We start from the raw sequence: 21,616 nt of genomic DNA on the forward strand, positions 1-21,616 counted from the left end.
GGATCACCGCGCGACGCAGGGGATATCGGCATGAGCGGCGTACAGATGATCACCGTGGCAGAAGGTGACGGAGACCAGCGGCTGGATCGCTGGCTGCGCCGTCTGTTCCCTCATGTCAGTCAGGGCCGTATCGAGAAGATGTGCCGCAAGGGTGAATTGCGCGTTGAAGGCGGCCGGGTCAAAGCCTCGACCCGGCTTGAGGCTGGACAAGTTGTGCGCGTCCCACCTTTGCCCGACGTCGATCACAAACCGGCCGAGGTCAAACGCCGGATTTCTGACGCGGACGCCAAGATGATCCAATCCTGCGTGATCTACCGCGACGATCACGTGCTGGCGCTGAACAAACCACACGGCTTGCCCGTGCAGGGCGGCAGCGGCCAGACCCGCCATGTTGACAGCCTGTCCGAAGCGCTGCGGTTTGGCTACGACGAAAACCCGCGTTTGGTTCATCGGTTGGACAAGGACACATCCGGCGTTCTGCTGATGGCCCGCACGCGCGAGGCCGCCAAGGGCCTGACCGCAGCCTTCCGCCACCGCGATACGCGCAAGATTTATTGGGCGTTGGTTGCCGGTGTGCCGACGCCGTATCTGGGCGAGATTAAGACCGGTCTGGTCAAGGCATCAGGCCACGGAAAGCAGGGCGAAGGCGAAAAGATGGTCGCCGTTCACCTGAATGAGGTCAACGACACACCCGGCGCGAAACGGGCGCACACGCTCTATGCCACTCTATACCGGGTGGCAGGGCGCGCCGCATGGGTGGCCATGGAGCCGATCACCGGTCGAACTCATCAGTTGCGGGCGCATATGGCCGCGATTGGGCATCCGATTATTGGTGATGGCAAGTATGGTGGCTCGGGTCAGGAAAACCTTGGCGACGGTTGGGGTGCGCAGCTCGGCGGGATCATCAGCAAAAAGCTGCACTTGCATGCTCGGCAGGCGTCGTTCCAGCATCCGGTGACGCGCAAGACGATCACTGTTAAGGCTCCGTTGCCGGATCATATGAAACACAGTTGGGACACGTTCGGCTGGACCGAGGATCTGGCCGCCGACGATCCGTTCGAGGAACTGCAATGAGCGCACCGCTGCGTCTGGTGCTGTTCGACGTGGACGGCACTCTGGTCGACAGTCAGGGCAGTATCGTTGCCGCGATGACCGCCAGTTTCAACGCCTTGTCCCTGCCGGTTCCGGACCGGCAAGCCATTTTGTCCATCGTCGGGCTTTCTCTGCCGGTTGCCATTTCAGAACTCGCCAATGAACACGCAACTGAAGTCCAGCAACGGTTGGTCGATGGCTACAAGCAAGCCTACCACGCCCACCGTGTCGCGCAGGGCGCGGCCAGTTCGCCACTTTATCCCGGTGCGCGCGAGGTTATTGAGGCCTTGCACGCTATACCTGAGGTATTGTTGGGCGTCGCTACGGGAAAATCCCAGCGTGGCCTTGAAGCATTGATCGAAGCGCACGGGTTGGAGCGATACTTTGTGACGCGGCAGGTTGCAGATCACCACCCGTCAAAGCCCCACCCGTCGATGATCGAAACGGCGTGCGCGAAAACTGGCGTTGGGGCTGGCAACACGGTGATGATCGGGGACACGCGGTTCGATATGGATATGGCGCGCGCCGCTGGCGTTCCGGGCATCGGCGTAACCTGGGGCTATCACGACCGATCCGCCTTGGAGTCAGCGACCCGCATCATTGAAACCTTTGACCAATTGCCAAACGTGCTGAACGAAATCTGGGCCTGAAGATATGAGTGACTGGAAACCGAAACGATTCTGGACAGAAAGTTCGATTGTTGACGCTAAGGGCGGATACACAGTGGAACTGGACGGTCGCGGGGTCAAAACGCCTGCCAAGGCCGGGCTGATCGTGCCAACCCGTGCAATGGCGCAGGAAATCGCTGCGGAATGGGATGCGCAGGAAAAAGAAGTCGATCCGACAACGATGCCATTTACTCGATCTGCAAACGCCGCCATCGACAAAGTGCAACACCAGCACGCCGAGGTTGCAGACATGCTGGCCGACTACGGCGATTCGGACCTGCTATGCTATCGGGCTGCGCACCCGCAGGAGTTGCAGCAACGGCAGGCCGCGCAGTGGGATCCCGCGCTGGATTGGGCTGCCGTGGCGCTGTCTGCGCGCCTTCTGCCCGTTGCCGGCGTTCTCCACCGGCCGCAGGACGCGTCTGCCTTGGCCGCGCTGCGTGAACGTGTTCATGATTTCAATGACTTCCAACTGGCAGCGTTTCACGATCTGGTCAGCCTATCAGGGTCCTTGATCCTTGGGTTTGCCGCAGCCACAGATTGGCGCGGCGCCGAGGAAATATGGGAAATTTCCCGATTGGACGAGATATGGCAGATCGAACAGTGGGGTCATGACGACGAAGCGGACGCAGCGGCCGAGGTCAAAAAAGCCGCTTTCCTACACGCTAAACGGTTTTTTGACGTCTCGATTTGATCTCTGACGCCTGATTTTACGCCGCTCCTGCAAACATCTGCGGATCGACTTATCGTTTTCGCTGATCCGACCCTTGACGTTTGTTTATGATTGCGCCCAAACTCAAGCCCACTAAAGGGGAGACACCTTTGGGGAAACCTTTCTGGTGCCAAAGGTGCCGGACAGAACCGTCCTTTGATCGGGGCGGAAAATCAGGAAGAGGTAAAAATGAAAAAATCCGTAATCTTGGGCGTGGCAACCGTTGCCGGCCTGGCTGCTGGCGCAGCGGCAGCGGGGACTGTCGATGATGTCAAAGCGCGCGGTAAGCTGAACTGCGGTGTGACCACCGGTCTGGTTGGCTTTGCCGCACCCGACGCGAATGGCGAATGGCAAGGCTTTGACGTCTCGCTGTGCCGCGCAGTCGCTGCAGCCGTTCTGGGCGACGCAAGCGCCGTTGAATTCGTTCCGACCACCGGTAAGACACGCTTTACCGCGCTGGCCTCGGGCGAGATTGACATGCTGGCTCGTAACACCACCTGGACCTTCAGCCGCGACGTCGATCTGAAGTTTGAATTTACCGGTGTGAACTACTATGACGGTCAGGGCTTCATGGCGCCCAAGGCGCTGGGCGTAAGCTCGGCCAAGGAACTGGACGGCGCCACCGTTTGTATCCAGACCGGCACCACTACCGAGCTGAACCTGGCGGACTTCTTCCGCTCGAACAACATCAGCTATGAACCGGTTCCGATCGAAACCAACGCCGAAGCGCAGCAGCAGTACCTGGCTGGTGCTTGTGACGTTTACACCACAGACGCTTCGGGCCTGGCCGCAACCCGCGCCACGTTCGAGAACCCCGGTGATCACGTCCTGCTGCCCGAAATCATCTCGAAAGAGCCTCTGGGCCCGCTGGTCCGTCACGGCGATCACGAGTGGGGCGACGTTGTCCGCTGGACTCTGAACGCGCTGGTCTCGGCTGAAGAACTGGGCGTAACATCGGCCAACATCGACGAGATGGCGGCTGGCACTGACAACCCCGAGATCAATCGTCTGCTGGGCAGCGAAGGCACGCTGGGTGAAATGCTGGGTCTGGACGCAGATTGGGCCAAGCGCGCGATTAAAGCGGGCGGCAACTACGGTGAAGTCTTTGCCAAGAACATCGGCGAAGAAACTCCGATCGGTCTGGCGCGCGGCCTGAACGCGCAGTGGACTGATGGCGGCCTGCTGTACGCACCGCCTTTCCGCTAAAATCTACGGGAAAGGGCGCGGGGCAACCTGCGCCCTTTTTCATTCCATAAGAAACACGCCCGGATAGATTTGAGCAGGGAAAAACCTTGCCGAGCACCCGGGATGCACGGGGAAAAACATAGGTCATGACGACTCTCACTGACCCGCCAAAGGAGCAGTTCCGGCTGTCCATGCTCCTTTATGATACGCGGTATCGATCTGCGACCATTCAGGTCATTGCTCTGATCGGTTTCATGCTTCTGGCAGCCTGGATCATTTCCAATACCATTCAGAACCTCGAGGCTCTGGGCAAACCGGTTGAGTTCGGTTTCTTCGGAGAACCGGCGAGCTATGACATCAACCAACGTCTGCTGGAATACGACTCGCGCGACAGCCATCTACGCGCGGCCTTTATCGGCCTGCTGAACACGCTGGTTGTGGCTGTTCTTGGCTGTATCACGGCCACTATTGTTGGTGTTCTGGTCGGCGTCCTGCGCCTGTCGAACAACTGGCTTATCGCCCGGATCATGACCGTCTATGTCGAGATGTTCCGCAACGTGCCGGTTCTGCTGTGGATCGTTCTGGCGATGGCCATTCTGATCGAAAGCCTGCCCGCGCCAAGGGCGTTCCGGGGCGAAGATCCCGAGGCGACGATGAAACTGTTCGACTCGGTCGCGATCACGAACCGCGGGGTCTATATCCCCGAGTTTCTGTTCTCGCGCAGCCTGGGAGACATTCACCTGTTCGGCGCGTCAAGCCTGCGGTTTGATGTGTCGCTGGACCTGATTGCTGTCCTGATCGTGCTGGGTGGTAGTATTTTCACCATGCGCAAAGTGTCAGCATGGGCACAGGCAAAACAGGAATCCACCGGCGATCGGCCGAAGATTTGGCACATCCAGCTTGGTATTCTCTTTGTACCGATGATTATCCTGCTGAGTGTTTTGGGTTTCCACCTCGGTTACCCGGAATTGAAGGGGTTCAACTTCTCGGGCGGGACGCATATGCGCAACTCGCTGATTGCGCTGTGGCTGGCCTTGTCGCTGTACACGGCAGCCTTCATCGCCGAGATCGTGCGCGCTGGTATTCTGGCCATCTCAAAGGGCCAGACCGAGGCCGCATCCGCGCTGGGCCTGCGCCCGGGTCGCACGATGCGACTGGTGATCCTGCCACAGGCGCTGCGGGTGATCATCCCGCCGATGATCTCGAACTATCTGAACCTGACCAAGAACTCGTCGCTGGCGATCGCGGTTGGATATATGGACATCACGGGTACGTTGGGTGGCATCACCATGAACCAGACCGGCCGCGAGCTGGAATGTGTTCTGCTGCTGATGCTGGTTTACCTGTCCATCTCGCTGAGCATTTCGGCTGTGATGAACTGGTACAACAACCGTGTCAAACTGGTGGAGCGGTAATATGAGTGATGTTTCATTTGTCCGCACGGAAATGTTGCCGGAACAGGCGCCACCCGCTTCCGAGGTCGGCCTGCTTGGCTGGGTCAAGCACAACCTGTTCTCAAGCTGGTTCAACTCGATCCTGACTTTGGTGTCGCTCTATGCGATCTACTACGTTCTGGCCGGCGTTTTGCCTTGGATATTCCAGTCAGTCTGGAACGCCGATTCGCTGAACGAATGTCGTGAGATCATGATGGCCAATTGGGGTTCGACGCATGGTCATGCATGTTGGGCTGTGATCAATGACCGTTGGCTACAGCTGTTGTTCGGTTTCTATCCAAGCCATCTGTACTGGCGCCCGATCGTTTCCTTGCTGCTGCTGTTGGTGGCGCTGGCTCCGGTGCTGTATTCGGATCGTGTTCCCACCAAGATGCTGATCTTTTCGGCGATCTACCCCTTCCTCATGCCTTGGCTGATGTGGGGCGGAACCATTTGGGGGCCGGTATCGGCGGCGCTGGGCTTTGTCGTCGGTTGGGGTGTCTACACCATCTTCAGCAAACAGCTGAGCAACCTGATCGGCATCATCCTTGCGGTTGCGGCCGCCGTGATCTGGTGGCTGGTGATCTCTAGCTTCTTCACCAGCGCTATGGCCTCGATCATCCCGATCAGCATCGAAGCGGTGGAAAGCCGTCAGTTCGGGGGCTTCATGCTGGCGATCCTGCTGGGCGTTGTGGCAATCGGTGTCTCGCTGCCCATCGGCGTCGTACTGGCGCTGGGCCGTCAGTCCGACCTGCTGATCGTCAAATACCTGTGCGTGGGCTTTATCGAGTTCATTCGTGGCGTGCCTCTGATCACTCTGTTGTTCGTGGCGTCGTTGCTTTTGAACCTGTTTCTGCCGCCGGGCACCAACTTTGACATCATCCTGCGGGTGATGATCATGATGACCCTGTTCTCGGCCGCGTATATGGCTGAGGTGATCCGGGGTGGCTTGGCTGCTTTGCCGCGCGGTCAGTACGAAGGGGCCGACAGTCTGGGCCTGAACTACTGGCAAGCACAGCGACTGATCATCATGCCGCAAGCCCTGAAAATCTCAATTCCGGGCATCGTGAGCACATTCATCGGGATCTTCAAGGATACGACTCTGGTGTCGATTATCGGGCTGTTCGACGTAATCGGATTGGCATCCGCCATCCGTGCCGACACCGCCTGGAACGGCATCTACTGGGAACTGTTCGCGTTCATCGCGGCACTGTTCTTCGTCGTCTGCTTCTCCATGTCCCGTTATTCCATGTATCTGGAGCGCAAGCTTCAGACTGGCCATCGTTAAGGAGTTCAACACATGTCTGAACTTGCAATCGAACGCGAAATCGACCGCTCTAAAATGCAGGTGAGCGACGAGGTCGCCATTGAAATCAGCAACATGAACAAGTGGTACGGATCGTTCCACGTGCTGCGCGACATTAATCTGACCGTCAATCAGGGCGAGCGGATCGTGATCGCGGGGCCGTCGGGGTCGGGTAAGTCCACCCTGATCCGCTGTCTGAACGCGCTGGAAGAACACCAGCAGGGCACGATCGTCGTAGACGGGACCGAGTTGTCGAATGACCTCAAGAACATCGACAAGATCCGGTCCGAGGTTGGGATGGTGTTCCAACACTTCAACCTGTTCCCTCATCTGACCATTCTGGAGAACTGCACTCTGGCCCCGATCTGGGTGCGCAAGACGCCCAAGAAAGAGGCCGAAGAGCGCGCGATGCATTTCCTGGAAAAGGTTAAAATCCCGGATCAGGCGCTGAAATATCCCGGTCAGTTGTCGGGTGGTCAGCAGCAGCGTGTGGCGATTGCGCGCTCGCTTTGCATGATGCCTCGGATCATGTTGTTCGATGAACCGACATCAGCGCTGGACCCGGAAATGATCAAAGAGGTGCTCGACACCATGATCGAACTGGCCGAGGAAGGCATGACCATGCTGTGCGTCACGCACGAGATGGGCTTTGCCCGTCAGGTCGCCAACCGCGTGATCTTTATGGATGCCGGTCAGATCGTGGAGCAGAACGAACCGGAGGAGTTCTTCAACAACCCACAAAGCGAGCGAACCAAGCTGTTCCTCAGCCAAATTCTGGGTCACTGATCTGGTCGAAAATTACGAAAGGGCGGGGCTTTGGCCTCGCCTTTTTCTATTCCAGAAGCTCGCGTGGGGTGACAAAGCCCAGAACATCTCCGCTGTGCCAGTCGATATCGGCCCAGTCGGTGATATCGAATTGGATCACGGTCGTCGCACAAGTGGGGTAGTCCTGAAACCGAAGGTTCTCTGGTACGTTATGCACGATCCGATGGGCGAATTCGGCGATTCCGGGATTGTGACCCAGCATCAGCACCGTTGGTTCAGTCGCGCCCGACAATTCGTTCAACATGTCCTCGGGGTCGGCGTGATAGAGTGATCGATGCAAGCAAACCTTGTCGGCCTGCAAATCCATCCGATCCCAAGTCTCACGCGTTCGGGCCGAGCTGGAGCACAGCACCTCATCCGGCAGCCAGCCGTTATCGCGCAGCCAAGCTGCAATAGCCGGCGCGGATTTTCGGCCGCGTTTGTTCAGTGGCCTGTCATGATCTGCCAGCGTCGGACTATTCCAACTGGATTTTGCGTGACGCATTAGGATCAAGGTTAAGCTCATGAGGGGTGAAAGGCCTTCATGTGATGCGAGGATTGTTCTGGGTCACGTCCGGCTCCGGCGCTGAGCGGACATGACAGCCGCACGAGGCAGCCGCCCGTCATACAGGTCTGCCCGGCGTCAGTCGACAGATGGGCGTGGCAGGAGGATACGTTGTAGAAATCCTTGTCACTCAGGGCACCGACTGGGCATGCGCTGGTGCAGGGGGCAGGGCAGTCGGAACAAGGCGATGTGTCAGGGGCTTCGGGGATGCGGAATTCATGCGAAAAATGCAACGCGCCGCGGAAGGATATCATCATGCCCACCGTGTCGTGCACCAACGCGCCTACCGGACTGCTGAATGTTCGACCAGATTTCAGCGCCCAATCGATAAAGGGTGCGTAAGGCGGTCCGCCGAAGGGGAAATATGCCCGAGCACCCAATTCCTGCGCAATTTGCCCGACCACCCGCAGGGACCACCTGTCCACCGGATCATCCCCCGCCCATTCTGGCGCAGATTTCAGGGTCGGCCAGAATTCAGGGCCAGCGCCCAGAAGAACAAGGGTACCCGCATCCAGATCTTTTGTGCCGCTCACACGCGGGTGGGTCGCGCCCATAAGGATCAGCCCTGCGCCCTTAGCGGCTTGTTCGACATGTTCATAGCTGGCAAGCGACGCTTCTGAGGAGTTTGGGGGATGGGCTTCCATGTCTCCTCCGGTGCCAAAGGGTCAGTCTGGGCGGATCAGCGATCCGGCGCCGTGCTCTGTAAACAGTTCCAGCAAAACGGCATTGGGCGCACGACCATCCAGAATGACGACTGCCCGCACGCCGTTATGCAACGCGTCCAGTGCTGTTTCCGTCTTGGGGATCATGCCGCCCGCGATTGTACCATCCAGCGTCATTTCGCGGATTTGTCCAGCCTTCAGTTCGGTCACAACCTCTCCGGCCGCGTTTTTGACGCCTGAGACATCCGTTAGCAGCAATAGGCGATCTGCCTTCAGCGCCGAAGCGATGGCCCCGGCAGCGGTGTCTCCGTTGACATTGAACGTCTCGCCCTCACGCCCTGCGCCCAGCGGCGCGATCACCGGGATCACGTCATGCGAGAACAAATCGTGCAGAATCTTGGGGTTCATTTCGGACGGAGACCCGACAAAACCCAGCGTGGGATCGGCCTGATCACAGATCATCAGGTTGGCGTCCTTGCCCGACAGTCCAACGGCGGTTCCGCCCTGTCCATTGATCGCCTGAACAATACGTTTGTTTACCAGGCCAGACAAAACCATCTCGACTACTTCCACGGTGGCCTTGTCCGTCACCCGCTTGCCGTTCACAAAATCGGATTGGATGTCCAGCCTGTCCAGCATGGCGTTGATCATTGGCCCGCCGCCATGCACGATAACGGGGTTCACACCCACCTGACGCATCAGAACCACATCGCGGGCAAAGCTTTCCATTGCTTCGTCGCTGCCCATCGCGTGGCCGCCCAGCTTTATTACGACAATCGCGCCGTCGTAGCGCTGCAAATACGGCAGTGCGCTGTTCAAAGTTGCTGCGGTTGCGATCCAGTCCCGGTTCATATCTCGTGTCTTCATGGCTGCTGTTCCTCTGAGGCCCCGTGTTAGGACCTTTGCCCCGCGCTGCCAAGGGTGAAGCTATTCCAAACTGGCGATGATCGAGCGGAGAGTGGGGATGCCATCCCCCTTTTCGGACGACGTCAGAACGATCTCCGGGAATGCCGCCGGGTGTTTGGACAATGCGCCGCGCACCTGACCCAGAACTTTCTCACGGTCGTTGGCCTTGACCTTGTCGGCCTTGGTCAACACGCATTGGAAAGTCACGGCGCTGGTGTCCAGCAGCTTCATGATCTCGGCGTCGACGGGTTTTACCCCATGGCGCGAGTCAATGAGGACAAAGGCCCGGCGCAGGGTCTGTCGACCGCTCAGATACTGTTTCAAAAGCCGCTGCCACTTTTCCACCACCTTGAGCGGCGCGTTGGCATAGCCATAACCCGGCAAGTCAACCAGATACAGTTCGGGACCTTGGGTGAAAAAGTTGATCTCTTGTGTTCGGCCCGGCGTGTTCGAGGCACGGGCCAGACCCTTGGTGCCGGTTAGCGCGTTGATCAGGCTGGACTTGCCGACGTTGGAACGACCGGCAAAGCAGACCTCCAGCCGGTCCGGGGCGGGCAGGCCGTTCATCGCCACGACGCCTTTGACAAATTCAGACGGGCCGGCAAAAAGTTTGCGCCCGCGCTCAAGCGAGAATTCGTCTGATGTCTCAGCAAGGGGGAAAGGAAGCGTTGTCATAGAACCTGTACCGTGTCGCCTGTTTTGATTTCTCCACCTCGGATCACCTCGGCGTAAACGCCGAATTCCTGGTGGTTCCAACTGTTCAGCGCGCCCAGGGTATCCGCGTCCCGTTCGCCGGTGTCCGGGTTTGCGGTTGTGGCCAGACAGCGTGTGATCCGCTCACGCACGTGGAACACGGCCTGTCCGATCTGAACCTCGCGACCCAGCCATTCACTTTCCTCCCACAGGGGCAGGCCGTCGAACCAGATATTGCCGCGCCAGCGTCTGATGGACAGCTCCTTGCCCAGTTTCTGCTGAACCGCCCGGTGCGAGGCCATGTTGCACAGGCTGACCGATGGAAAGTCACTGTCGGTCATTCCCCGTCCGGGTACGCGCACGATACGCGCAGAGGCGGCACGGTCGGCCGGCATCAAAGGTTTCACCCATTCAAGGAAAGCATCTTGTTCCGTGTCTGGCTGAAAACTCAGGTCAGGGCGCTGGGGGTGGCTGAGCGCCACCGTATCACCTGTCAGCCTGGCCGTGATTGCCATCAACTGCGGTGCCTTGGCACCACGGCTGAAATTCGCACAAGGTGCCCATTCCGAACCATCTGCTTTGGATGCCTCATGCGCGACCGCCCAAACACGATCCCCGGGCATGGTCTGCCCGGGGTTCAGTGTTACGGTTTCGACAGTCTCATGGCCGTGGCTTTTGATGGGATGCCGCCAGAGGCTGGTTACTTCTGCCGTCATTTGTCATCCGTCTTCGGCGTGCGTTTGAAGCTGGACTTTATATTGCCGAACACGTCGGGCTTATAACCCTGGCTTCTCATGATCAGGTATTGCTGAGTGAACGTGATCGTGTTGTTCGCGATCCAGTAAACCACCAGCCCGCTGGCAAAGCTGCCCAGCATGAACATGAACACCCATGGCATCCAGGCAAAGATCATCGCCTGAGTCGGATCGGTTGGTGCCGGATTCAGCTTTTGCTGCAGCCACATCGAGATACCCAGCAACAGCGGCAGGATACCAATGAAGACCAGCGCCATCAGCGTGTCAGGCTGCGGGCCGCCCCAGGGCAGCAGGCCAAACAGGTTCATGATCGAGGTCGGATCAGGTGCGCTCAGGTCTTGGAACGGGCCGAACCACGGGGCCTGACGCAGTTCGATCGTCACGAAGATCACCTTATACAGCGAGAAGAAGATCGGGATCTGCATCAGGATCGGCAAACAGCCCGCGGCGGGGTTCACCTTTTCCTTCTTGTACAGCTCCATCATGCCTTGCTGCATCTTTTGGCGGTCGTCGCCCGCAGCCTCTTTCAGGGCCTCCATCTGCGGCTGCAGTTCTTTCATCTTCGCCATCGAGACGTAAGATTTGAACGCCAGCGGGAACAGGATCGCCTTGATGATCAGGGTCAGGCCGATAATGGACCAGCCCATGTTGCCGATCAGCGCATTGATGTTGTGCAGCAGCCAGAAGATCGGCTTGGTCAGGAAGTAGAACCAGCCCCAGTCGATGCTGTCGATGAATTTCTGAACGCCGTCGGCCTGATATTCCCGAATGGTTTCCCATTCCTTCGCGCCAGCAAAAAGCTGCGTGGTTACCTGTTCGGTTGCGTTAGGCGCCACTGTGAGCGTCGGCAGAACCGTCTCGGTCTGATAGATTTTGCGGCGCGCGTCATACTTCGCGGCGGCTTTGAAGGCCGAGCCTTCCTCGGGGATCAGGGTGGTCATCCAGTAGTGATCGGTAAACCCGATCCAACCGCCTTCTTTGACCTGGAAAACCTCGGCTTGTGCGCGTTCATTGGGGTCAATGTCGAAATCGCGGACATCGCCATAGTCGATCTCATCCAAAACGCCGTCGGCCATGACCATCACGCCTTCATGCAGGATGAAGAAGTTCTTGAGCTCGGGCAGATCGCCGTCCTCGCCGATGCCATGGCGGGCCAGAATACCATAGGGCGCCATGCCGACTTCGGCCTGGGTATTGTTTTCAACGGATTGGGTGACCTCAAACATATAGTTCTCGTCCACCGAGATCATGCGGCGGAAGGTCAGGCCGTTTCCATTGTCCCACTTCAAGGTGACCGGAGTGTCGACGCCCAGTGTTTCGCCTTCTTCGAGGGTCCACAGCGTGTTTGGACCCGGAACGTCAGACCCCGTGACACCTGCACCCGGCGCCCATCCGTAAAGGGCGTAATAGGCGGACTCGGAGCCAACCGGAGACAGAAGTTCAACAATCGGAGCACCATCTTCGATCGAAACCTTGTAGTCCTTCAGGAATAGCTCATCGATGCGACCGCCCGACAGGGACAGGCTGCCCTCAAGACGAGGTGTGTCGATCTGAACCCTTGGGGCTTGTGCCTCGGGCAGGGTTTCCTCGGCGGCGGCGGTCGCTTCACCCGCTGTCCCGGTTCCTGCAGCGCTGGGCGTCTGAACCTCGTTGGCCTCAGTTGCGCTGATTTCGCTCTGATCGGTCGAAGTCACTTGTTCGGGCGGTGGGAATAGCACGAACCAAATGAGGATCACGACAAAGCTGAGCGCGGTTGCGAGGATGAGATTCTTATTCTGATCGTCCATCTGGGACAGCCACCTTAAGCAGTGAAAGACACCCGGTGGGTTCAACAGAGTGCAGCCCCAAAGGTCAAGCGGAATCGCCCGTCTTGTCGTCGCGTATAAGGCTTTTTTGGCGTAATTTCGCGTTTACGAGCCCGCTTGACGCCCGATCTTGGGGACACCCTTAACCTTGTTCTGGTGCGCTGTGATCCAGTCCAGAGTTTTTTCAAATGGCATCGGCTTGCCGATCCCGAACCCCTGAACGTGATCACAGCCCAGTTGCGCCATCAACGCGTGTTCCCCTTGAGTTTCCACGCCTTCGGCCAGTGTTTCGACATTCAGTCGCTCTGCCATCGTCAGGATCGCGCTGACCAACTGCTGTTGGCTGGCGTCCCGATCGGCTTTGGCTACAAATGACCGGTCGATTTTGATCCTCGAAACGTCAAAACGCTTGATCGAGGCAATCGAGGCGTGGCCGGTGCCGAAATCGTCCAGGTCGATACAGCATCCGAGCCCGGATAGAGCTGTCACGTTGCGCGTAATCACGTCATCGGGGCGTCTTGAAAAGACGGTTTCCAGAATTTCCACGGCGAGCCTGTCCGGGGTCAGGTCATTTTGATCCAGTTCCCATTTCAACCGATCAATCAGGGCAGGATCACGCAACTCGTCGGATGCGAAATTGACGCCAATTCGCGGCACAGCAACCCCTGCGTGGTCCCATTTTCGCATAGCGGCAAATGCATGGTGACGCATGGTCTGACCAAACTTTTCCATCAAGCCGGCTTGCTCGGCGAACGGAAGAAATACCTGCGGACCCAACACGCCTTTTTGCGGATGTTCCCAACGGGCAAGGGCTTCAAAGCCGGTGACCTGCCCGGTATCGGTTGATATTTGAGGCTGAAACCAGGGGCGGATTTCACCACTCTCAAGCGCTGCCTCGAATTCCTTGCGAAGATTGGCCCGGATGCGTGACCGGCGACGAGTTTCGCTGGAGTATGAGCGGATAGTGGACGGGCCGTTCCGCTGCGCTTCGGCCAGAGCGGAACTTGTAGCGTCTATCCAGGCTTCAAACCCATCCTCAGGGACGCTGGACAAAAGACTGAAGCCAATCGAACACGTCAGGTAGATGCCGGTCCCGTTCAGGGTGATGGGTTCTTCAATGGCAGCCTGTATGCGACCCGACATCTGTATGCATGCCTCAAGGTTCAGATGATTCGACGGAGGCAGCCCGATGGCGACCGAATTCTGGTCCAGCCGCGTTGTGATGTCGCCTGCACGGATTGCAGACAAAACACGGCTAAAGAACTGTTGGGTCAGGTGGTTGGCTGCTGCGTTTCCGTGAAGATCCGAAAGTTCTGCAAACCCGTCCAATGCGACAATGAGGCAGGCGGATTCCTGGTGCGTATTTCGGCTGGCTTCAAAGAAAGTCTCCATCTCGGTGGCGAATGTGTCTATCGCCAAAAAGCCGCCCGCCTCGCCACGGTGGTCAGAGGTCGGACCCGATTTGGGTGTCAGAGCCGTGAGCGCCGCAATCAAGAAGGGCAGGGCCAGCGCCACGGTAACAAGCGCACGTTCGCCGCCAATCCAAAACGCCGCAAGACAAATCGCCGGTGCAAATGCCAAAGCAGACGGGCCGCTGAAAGCGGTGGCGAGAAAGTCGAGAGCTCTGTTAATAGAGAAATGTTTCCACATCAGTTTTCCGGGCCTTTCCCTTGGGCATCGCACGCTCAGGGTAACCGTAGAAAACCATTCTGAGTCAGTCGTTAACGCAACCGAGGAATTTTGTCCTCATTTTCGTCATTTTTGTCAGTGTTCAGGCTCAGACCTGCGAAATCGAACAGCTTTGGGTCCAGAAGGTGCGAAGGTCGCGCGTTCGTCAGCGCGCGGAACATCACTTGTCGGCGACCGGGGCTGTTCTTTTCCCACTGATCAAGAATCTGTTTTACCTGCTGGCGTTGCAGCCCATCCTGACTGCCGCACAGGTCGCAGGGGATGATGGGATAGTTCATTGCATTGGCGAATTTCTCGCAATCGGCCTCGGCCACATGTGCCAGAGGACGATAGACAAACAGATCACCTTCTTCGTTCACCAGCTTGGGCGGCATCGTCGCCAGGCGTCCGCCGTGGAACAGGTTCATGAAGAACGTCTCGAGGATATCGTCGCGGTGATGGCCCAGCACAACGGCTGAACAACCTTCCTCTCGCGCGATGCGATACAGATTGCCCCGGCGCAGGCGCGAGCACAGAGCGCAATAGGTGCGGCCCTGCGGAACCTTGTCCATGACAACGGAATAGGTGTCCTGATATTCGATCCGGTGGGGAACGCCCATCCGCTCTAGGAACTCAGGCAGGACGGTGGCGGGAAAGCCGGGTTGCCCCTGATCCAGATTGCAGGCCAGCAGATCAACCGGCAGCAGGCCGCGCCACTTCAGCTCATAAAGAACGGCCAGCAGGGTATAGCTGTCCTTGCCGCCCGACAGACACACCAGCCAGCGAGGGGGCTTGCCGTCTTTGTCATGGGCCGAAGAATCCACCATCCCGTAGTGTTCGATCGCTTCGCGGGTCTGGCGCACGATGCGCTTGCGCAGCTTCTTGAACTCGGTGGTCGAGGGCGCGCCAGCAAAGAGCGGATGGATATCGTCAGCTTCGTCAAACATGCGCAGCCCCTACAATAGTTGGCGGAACCCGGCAAGTGGGCGGGTCATTCCAAGCGCCCGAGTAGCGCGTTCGTATCCAGACCCGCGACCGACCCTGCGATCCGACCGCTGTGTTCAGCGATTCTGGTGGCGACAAAGCCATCGGCCACGGGGCCGGGCGCATGTCGCAGCAATTGGGACGCGGTCAACAAAAGCGCTGTGCGTTCTGCGAACCAGCGTGCCTCGGTTTCGGGTGGGATGCCCGGCCATCGGTCGCGATGTGCCTTTAGCGCGGCGTCGTATTCCCGATCCGCACCCATCGCGGCGTTTAGTTCCGCTTGCAGAACCTCGGCGGCCAGCGGCTCTCGCGCCAAGGTTCGCAGGATGTCGAGGCAGATCACGTTCCCCGACCCTTCCCAGATACCGTTCAGGGGGGCTTCGCGGTAGATCAATGGCAGGGGGGTGTCTTCGACGTATCCCATCCCGCCCAGAATCTCCATGGCTTCAACGGCGACGACGGGACAGCGTTTGTTGTTTAGGAACTTGGCCAGCGCGACACCGATGCGGGCCAAAGCGCGGTCCTCGGCAGAGGTGCCATCAAACGCTTGGGCGACGCGCAGTCCCAGCGTCAGTGCGCCCTCCCAGTCCAGCACCAGATCGGCAAGAACGGCGCGCATCAGCGGCTGGTCGATCAATCGGCGCTGAAAAGCACTGCGATGCACGACCCAGTGGTGGGCTTCGGTCAAAGCGGCGCGCATCAATCCGGCGGGGGCGATGGCGGTGTCCAGCCGGGTGTGATGCACCATTTCCAGAATCGTGCGAACTCCGGCCCCTTCGTCGCCAAGCTGATAAGCCAGCGCGTCGTGGTATTCGATCTCGGACGAGGCATTTGCCTTATTCCCCAGCTTGTCTTTCAGGCGCATCAGGTGGATCGCGTTGCGTTCGCCCTCAAACCAGCGGGGGACAAGGAAACAGGTCAAGCCGCCCGGAGCTTGCGCCAAGGTCAGGAACCCGTCCGACATAGGGGCCGAGCAGAACCACTTGTGCCCGCGCAACCGCCAGTGATCTCCGTCTCGTGTGGCGGTTGTGGTATTGGCCCGCACATCCGAGCCGCCCTGTTTCTCGGTCATCGCCATCCCCAGCGTGGCGCTGGTTTTGCTGGCTATTGGTTCGGCTGTCTTGTCGTATCCGAAGGCGGACAGTTTTGGACGCCAGATCGAGGCCAAGTGCGCGTCGGCTTCGATCGCGGGAATTGCGGCATAGGTCATTGTCAGCGGGCAGCAATGTCCGGGTTCGACCTGACTGGCCAAATATACCATAGCCGCATGGGTCGTGTGGCCACCGGGCTGTCCGTCCCAGGCCAGCGCTGCGTAGCCAGCAGTTTGGCTGATCTGCATCATCTGGTGATACGCAGGGTGGAACCTGACTTCGTCGATGCGACGGCCACCTTGATCGAACGGCACAAGTTCCGGCGGGTGCCGATTGGCCTCGCGCCCCAATTCGCGCGTTTCGGCGAGCCCGAGTATGTCACCATAGGCCGATACAGGGTCGGCGCGCCCTCCGAAGCTACGCAGAAGGTTCCGCAGAACCGGGTCAGTCCCCCAAAGGTCGCTATCGCCGCGCGTGGGAGGTTGGTTCACGACTTCATGCGTGGGCAGGGTGTGGCGCGCTTGGGATGTCATTCGGGCCTCCGGCTGAATGGGTCAACTGTTCAGCGCGGATCGGAACGGGTCAAGTGTTACTGCGGATCGCGCGTCGGGCGTTCACAGTCCGAACAGTCTGGCACGGGGTCATAGCCGGTTCCGCCCCAAGGGTGACAGCGACCAATGCGCCGGACGGTCAGCCAAGTTCCCTTGATCGGGCCGTGCTTTTCCAACGCTTCGAGGGCATAGGCCGAACAGGTCGGTTGATACCGGCAATTAAACCCGACCCAAGGGCTGAAAACCAACCGATAGATTCGGATAGGCAGGGCGAGGATATGGGAAAACAGTGTCACGTCTTCGCGCTGTGAATTTTGCGCAGCGCGTATCGCAAATCGCCCAGCAGCGCGTCATAGGGTCGTCCTGCGGTGACCTCGGCACGACCGATAAGGACGTAGTCCCAGCCGTTCTTTCCATGGGCCAGCAGAACCGCGCGTGCGGCCTCGCGCAATCTGCGCTTGGCGCGGTTGCGTGCCACGGCATTGCCAACTTTCTTGGAGCAGGTAAAGCCGACGCGAATTCCGCCGGCCTCATCATCGGCGCGCTTGCGGGCCTGAACCATCATCGACGGCGTTCCCTGCCTGCGTGCGCGGGCGGCTTTCAGGAAATCGGACCGCTTTTTGAGAACGATAAGAGTTTCAGGCGTGCAAACGGACGCCGCCGGGGGCTTTACCCTCGGTTGGTTATTACCATCCTCAGGGGCCTCCGGCGGCGTCATGTTCATAACCTGATCGGTGAGCGGTTTATGCGCTCAGCGATTTGCGGCCGCGTGCGCGACGTGCATTCAGGATTTTGCGGCCGGCTTTGGTAGCCATGCGCGCGCGGAAACCGTGGCGGCGTTTGCGAACCAGGTTTGAAGGCTGATAGGTGCGTTTCATCGCTCCGTCTCCAATCTATAGCGGTCGGGTGCGGCGCGGATTCGCCTGGCCCTAGTGTTCGAAGCCCGTCCTCTACTGGGTAGCGGGGGGTAAGTCAAACCCCAAGGTGGGGGTTTTCGTGCCTTTTGCAACAATTCTGTATCTGCGCGTACCGAAAGGTTTCAAAATCGCTGTTTTGGTGCCCTAATCCCTCACATTACCTGCCGTCAACATCAAGGCAGCGTGAGGCCTCTGTTTCCCATCGATCAGGCAGCGCATGTTGGAAGCAGAATGAAACGCACAAAACCGGACAGCCACATGAGCGATACGACTCAGGCGCCGCGCACTGGGCTTGCGCGGCATATTCCTTTGCTGGTGATTCTCGCCGTGGCGACCGTGGGGTTTTTCACGTTGGGCGACTACCTGACCTTTGAAACTCTGCGTGATAACCGCGAAGCGTTGCTGGCGTGGCGCGACACCCATTATTGGGCCATGGCAGGGGCGTTTATCGCGATCTATATCGTGATTGTCGCGTTTTCATTACCCGGCGCGGCGGTAGCCTCGATGACAGGCGGGTTTCTGTTCGGCCTGTTTGCAGCAACCGTCTTCAACGTCTTTTCTGCGACAATCGGCGCCTGCGTGATATTTCTGGCCGCGCGATGGGGGCTGGGGGAAACCCTGACCGCACGACTGGAATCTTCGGAAGGTACCGTCAAAAAGCTGAAGGATGGGCTGCGCGAGAATGAAATCTCGGTTCTGTTCCTGCTGCGCCTTGTGCCGGTGGTGCCGTTTTTCGTGGCCAATCTTGTACCCGCGCTGGTGGGGGTGAAATTCCGCAACTTCCTGATCACTACCGCGCTGGGCATTATTCCCGGCGGCATCGTCTACACCTGGATCGGCGTTGGTCTTGGTGGTGTGTTCGACCGGGGTGAATCGCCGGATGTGTCACTGCTGTGGGAGCCCTTTGTGATTGGTCCGATCATCGGCTTGTGCGCGTTGGCGGCTTTGCCGATAGTTATCAAAGCGATACGTGGTAAGAAGGACGCCTGACCTCATGCAAGACCTGAAGACAGATATCCTGGTGATCGGTGCCGGGTCGGGTGGCTTGTCCGTCGCCGCCGGTGCCAGCCAGATGGGTGCAGACGTGATCTTGCTGGAAGGTCACAAAATGGGAGGCGATTGCCTGAACTTTGGCTGTGTGCCGTCTAAGGCGCTGATCGCCAGCGGCAAGGCGGCCTATGGTCAGGCCCACGCCTCGGCGCTGGGCGTGGCGGATGTGGTGCCGCAGGTGATCTATGCCGCCGTCAAGGACCACGTGCAAGACGTCATCGCGCAGATCGAGCCGATGGACAGTCAGGAACGGTTCGAGGGATTCGGCGTCCGGGTAATCCGCGAGTATGGTCAGTTCATCTCACCCACGCAGGTGCAGGCGGGCGATCATCTGATCACCGCGCGGCGGGTGGTGATTGCGACCGGCTCATCGCCTCTGGTGCCGCCGATCCCCGGCCTGGATCAGGTGCCATATTACACCAACGAGACAATATTTGACCTGCGCGACAAGCCCGAGCATCTGCTGATCATCGGCGGCGGCCCCATTGGGATGGAGATGGCGCAGGCCCATATCCGTCTGGGCTGCAAAGTGACCGTGATCGAGGGGATGCAGGCGCTTGGCAAGGACGACCTTGAGGCGGCGGCGATCGTACTGGATACATTGCGCGCCGAAGGTGTCGAGATCCATGAACAGGCTATGGTGGCGCAGATTCGCGGCTCGGACGGCAAGGTCGAAGTGGTGACCGAGTCGGGGCAGATAGTCTCGGGCTCGCACCTGTTACTGGCCGCAGGGCGCAAGGCCAATACCGACCGGCTGAACCTAAAGGCCGCTGGGATCGAACCGACGCGGACGGGCATCAAGGTGGACGACGCCCTGCGCACCACCAACAAAAAGGTCTACGCCATCGGAGATGTGGCCGGTGGGATGCAATTCACCCATGTGGCCGGCTATCATGCGGGGGTTATCATCCGTTCGGCCCTGTTCGGCCTGCCCTCAAAGGCGAAAACTGCGCATATCCCTTGGGCCACCTATACTGACCCCGAATTGGCGCAGGTCGGCCTGACCGAGGCGCAGGCCCGCGCCCAGCATGGCGGCAAGGTGGAAGTCGCCCGGTTTGATTATCACCACAACGACCGCGCCATTTCCGAGCGTAAGACGAGAGGCTTTATTAAGGTCATGGTCGTGAAAGGCCGCCCAGTAGGGGCTACAATCGTGGGGCATCAGGCGGGCGAATTGATCAACTTGTGGTCGCTGGCCTTGGCCAATAACCTCAAGATGGGGCAGATCGCCGCGATGGTTTCGCCCTATCCGACGATCGGAGAGCTTAACAAACGGGTGGCGGGTGCCTATTTCTCGCCAAGGCTGTTTGAGAATCAAATGGTTAAACGAGTGGTCGGGCTGGTCCAGCGTTGGATGCCCTGACCGGGAAGGGAGAGCAGATTGAACTCGCTTTCGGGCCGATTTCTGATCCTGACTACGGTCTTCGTGATGTTGGCCGAGGTGTTGATCTTTGTCCCGTCGATTGCGCGTTTTCGCGAGGACTTTCTTCTCAACCGTCTTGAGCGTGCCCAGATCGCATCCCTGGCGTTGCTGGCGGATGATATGCTGGCCGATGATCTTGAGGCCGAGCTGTTGGTCAATGCGGGTGTCTACAACGTGGTGCTGCGGCGCGATGAGGTGCGGCAGTTGATGCTGTCTTCGCCCATTCCCGATCAGATCACCAACACATATGACCTGCGCGATGCCACCCCGTGGATATTGATACGCGACGCAATGGCTCGGCTGTTTACTCCTGAAAACGAAGTGATCCGCGTGATCGGAGAGCCGGTGAAAGACGCGGGCCTGCTGATTGAAGTCACGACGGACAGCGAGCCGCTGCGCATGGCGATGACAGATTACGGGTTGCGTATTCTGGGGCTGTCTTTCGTAATTTCGATCATCACGGCGTTTTTCCTGTTTCTGGCCGTGCGCGTTGTGCTGGTGAAGCCAATCAAAAGTGTCGTGGGTTATATGCAGCGCTATGCCGGTGCGCCTGAGGATGCGCGGGGCATCATCTCTCCCAACTCGAAAGTGACCGAACTGCGCGAGGCTGAGGAGGCTCTGGAGCAGTTGCAGAAGGAACTGACGCAAGCCCTGAAGCAACGCGAGCGTCTGGCGCAATTGGGTGGCGCGGTCGCCAAGGTCAGCCACGATCTGCGCAACATCCTCACGTCGGCGCAGCTATTCACTGACAGGATCGAGGCCAGCGATGACCCGCTGGTGCGGCGTATGGCGCCCAAACTGGTGAACTCGATCACCCGTGCGGTGTCGCTGTGCGAAAGCACGTTGGCTTTTGGTCGCGCCGAGGAACCCGCGCCGACACTTACCATGGTGCCCCTGCGCAGCGTTGCCGACGACGTTGTCGCCAGCGAACAGTTGGCTGTCGCAGATGCCTGCGTAGAAATTGTCAACGAGGTGCCCGAGGACCTTGTGGCGCGTGCTGACCCCGAGCAGATATTCCGGGTCATACTCAACCTCGTGCGCAATGCGCGTCAGGCTTTGGTCACGTCGGGCAAGCCGGGCAAGATCACCATCAAAGGCTGCGAGTATGAGGCAAATTGGTGCATCGAAATCACCGACACAGGCCCGGGCCTGCCGCCGAAAGCGCGCGAGAACTTGTTCACCCCGTTTCAGGGAGGGGTGCGCAAAGGTGGTTCTGGACTTGGGCTTGCTATCTCGCAAGAGTTGGTGCGCGGGCACGGCGGAGAGTTGGTTCTAGCCGAAACTGGACCTCAAGGGACAACCTTTGAAATAAGGCTTCCACGGGGTGAGGGGACTTTTTGAAATAT

At 58.8% G+C, this 21,616-nt stretch carries 22 protein-coding genes; 10 read left to right on the forward strand and 12 right to left on the reverse strand.

Annotated features, from left to right (window positions below):
* The first annotated feature begins 30 nt into the window (after positions 1-30).
* The 7 genes from ACR0KS_RS12575 (at position 31) to ACR0KS_RS12605 (ending at position 7,182) form a co-directional block, all read left to right on the forward strand.
* Positions 31-1,074 (forward strand): RluA family pseudouridine synthase, encoded by a 1,044-nt coding sequence (locus tag ACR0KS_RS12575; RefSeq protein WP_170566053.1) that lies wholly within the window; start codon positions 31-33, stop codon positions 1,072-1,074.
* A complete protein-coding gene (locus ACR0KS_RS12580) occupies positions 1,071-1,742 on the forward strand; it encodes an HAD-IA family hydrolase (protein ID WP_170803202.1) in 672 nt (223 codons plus the stop codon). The genes ACR0KS_RS12575 and ACR0KS_RS12580 overlap by 4 nt, the downstream gene beginning before the upstream one ends.
* Positions 1,743-1,746: 4 nt before the next feature.
* Positions 1,747-2,454 (forward strand): ATP12 family protein, encoded by a 708-nt coding sequence (locus tag ACR0KS_RS12585; RefSeq protein ID WP_170566059.1) that lies wholly within the window; start codon positions 1,747-1,749, stop codon positions 2,452-2,454.
* 207 nt (positions 2,455-2,661) lie between these two features.
* Positions 2,662-3,678, forward strand: coding sequence for an amino acid ABC transporter substrate-binding protein (locus ACR0KS_RS12590; RefSeq protein WP_170389958.1), 1,017 nt, complete (start codon positions 2,662-2,664; stop codon positions 3,676-3,678).
* 125 nt (positions 3,679-3,803) lie between these two features.
* Positions 3,804-5,072 carry an ABC transporter permease subunit gene (locus tag ACR0KS_RS12595; RefSeq protein WP_170389960.1) on the forward strand — a complete coding sequence of 423 codons (1,269 nt, stop codon included), beginning with the start codon at positions 3,804-3,806 and terminating at the stop codon, positions 5,070-5,072.
* A gap of 1 nt (position 5,073) precedes the next feature.
* The gene (locus ACR0KS_RS12600; RefSeq protein ID WP_170566062.1) at positions 5,074-6,378 is read left to right on the forward strand and encodes an amino acid ABC transporter permease; all 1,305 of its coding nucleotides are present in this window, start codon (positions 5,074-5,076) and stop codon (positions 6,376-6,378) included.
* Positions 6,379-6,390: 12 nt separating this feature from the next.
* Positions 6,391-7,182, forward strand: coding sequence for an amino acid ABC transporter ATP-binding protein (locus ACR0KS_RS12605; RefSeq protein WP_480534637.1), 792 nt, complete (start codon positions 6,391-6,393; stop codon positions 7,180-7,182).
* 46 nt (positions 7,183-7,228) lie between these two features.
* On the opposite strand, the gene ACR0KS_RS12610 is transcribed toward ACR0KS_RS12605, so the two are convergent.
* From ACR0KS_RS12610 to rpmH, 12 genes are all read right to left on the reverse strand, one after another.
* A complete protein-coding gene (locus ACR0KS_RS12610) occupies positions 7,229-7,726 on the reverse strand; it encodes a SixA phosphatase family protein (RefSeq protein ID WP_170566064.1) in 498 nt (165 codons plus the stop codon).
* Positions 7,723-8,409, reverse strand: a complete 687-nt coding sequence (locus ACR0KS_RS12615) for a ferredoxin (RefSeq protein WP_170566067.1) — start codon at positions 8,407-8,409, stop codon at positions 7,723-7,725. Before ACR0KS_RS12615 ends, ACR0KS_RS12610 begins: the two co-directional genes overlap by 4 nt.
* Positions 8,410-8,430: 21 nt before the next feature.
* A complete protein-coding gene (gene argB, locus ACR0KS_RS12620) occupies positions 8,431-9,294 on the reverse strand; it encodes an acetylglutamate kinase (RefSeq protein WP_170389968.1) in 864 nt (287 codons plus the stop codon).
* Between the two features lie 60 nt (positions 9,295-9,354).
* Positions 9,355-10,008, reverse strand: coding sequence for a ribosome biogenesis GTP-binding protein YihA/YsxC (gene yihA, locus ACR0KS_RS12625; protein ID WP_170566069.1), 654 nt, complete (start codon positions 10,006-10,008; stop codon positions 9,355-9,357).
* Positions 10,005-10,742 (reverse strand): MOSC domain-containing protein, encoded by a 738-nt coding sequence (locus ACR0KS_RS12630; RefSeq protein WP_170566072.1) that lies wholly within the window; start codon positions 10,740-10,742, stop codon positions 10,005-10,007. The genes yihA and ACR0KS_RS12630 overlap by 4 nt, the downstream gene beginning before the upstream one ends.
* The gene (gene yidC / locus ACR0KS_RS12635; protein ID WP_170566075.1) at positions 10,739-12,568 is read right to left on the reverse strand and encodes a membrane protein insertase YidC; all 1,830 of its coding nucleotides are present in this window, start codon (positions 12,566-12,568) and stop codon (positions 10,739-10,741) included. Before yidC ends, ACR0KS_RS12630 begins: the two co-directional genes overlap by 4 nt.
* A 123-nt stretch (positions 12,569-12,691) precedes the next feature.
* Positions 12,692-14,236 carry a bifunctional diguanylate cyclase/phosphodiesterase gene (locus ACR0KS_RS12640; RefSeq protein ID WP_170566078.1) on the reverse strand — a complete coding sequence of 515 codons (1,545 nt, stop codon included), beginning with the start codon at positions 14,234-14,236 and terminating at the stop codon, positions 12,692-12,694.
* A 71-nt stretch (positions 14,237-14,307) separates the two neighbouring features.
* Positions 14,308-15,201, reverse strand: coding sequence for a tRNA 2-thiocytidine(32) synthetase TtcA (gene ttcA, locus ACR0KS_RS12645; protein WP_170485560.1), 894 nt, complete (start codon positions 15,199-15,201; stop codon positions 14,308-14,310).
* A gap of 44 nt (positions 15,202-15,245) precedes the next feature.
* Positions 15,246-16,862 (reverse strand): acyl-CoA dehydrogenase family protein, encoded by a 1,617-nt coding sequence (locus ACR0KS_RS12650; protein WP_170566081.1) that lies wholly within the window; start codon positions 16,860-16,862, stop codon positions 15,246-15,248.
* A 56-nt stretch (positions 16,863-16,918) separates the two neighbouring features.
* Entirely contained in the window at positions 16,919-17,176 is a 258-nt protein-coding gene (gene yidD / locus ACR0KS_RS12655; RefSeq protein WP_480693228.1) for a membrane protein insertion efficiency factor YidD, read from the reverse strand.
* Complete coding sequence (gene rnpA / locus ACR0KS_RS12660) at positions 17,173-17,598, reverse strand: ribonuclease P protein component (RefSeq protein WP_170566084.1); 426 nt, start codon at positions 17,596-17,598, stop codon at positions 17,173-17,175. The genes yidD and rnpA overlap by 4 nt, the downstream gene beginning before the upstream one ends.
* A 25-nt stretch (positions 17,599-17,623) precedes the next feature.
* On the reverse strand, positions 17,624-17,758 hold the full coding sequence (gene rpmH / locus ACR0KS_RS12665) for a 50S ribosomal protein L34 (protein WP_005980833.1): 135 nt from the start codon (positions 17,756-17,758) through the stop codon (positions 17,624-17,626).
* Positions 17,759-18,055: 297 nt separating this feature from the next.
* On the opposite strand from rpmH, the gene ACR0KS_RS12670 reads away from it, so the two are divergent.
* Genes ACR0KS_RS12670 through ACR0KS_RS12680 form a run of 3 tightly spaced genes read left to right on the forward strand, consistent with a single transcriptional unit; the run spans position 18,056 to position 21,611 of the window.
* On the forward strand, positions 18,056-18,787 hold the full coding sequence (locus ACR0KS_RS12670) for a TVP38/TMEM64 family protein (protein ID WP_170566464.1): 732 nt from the start codon (positions 18,056-18,058) through the stop codon (positions 18,785-18,787).
* 4 nt (positions 18,788-18,791) lie between these two features.
* Complete coding sequence (locus ACR0KS_RS12675) at positions 18,792-20,210, forward strand: FAD-dependent oxidoreductase (RefSeq protein WP_170566087.1); 1,419 nt, start codon at positions 18,792-18,794, stop codon at positions 20,208-20,210.
* 18 nt (positions 20,211-20,228) lie between these two features.
* A complete protein-coding gene (locus ACR0KS_RS12680; protein WP_480693229.1) occupies positions 20,229-21,611 on the forward strand; it encodes a sensor histidine kinase in 1,383 nt (460 codons plus the stop codon).
* The last annotated feature ends 5 nt before the right edge of the window (positions 21,612-21,616 follow it).

The organism is Ruegeria sp. BC7, from assembly GCF_056539165.1.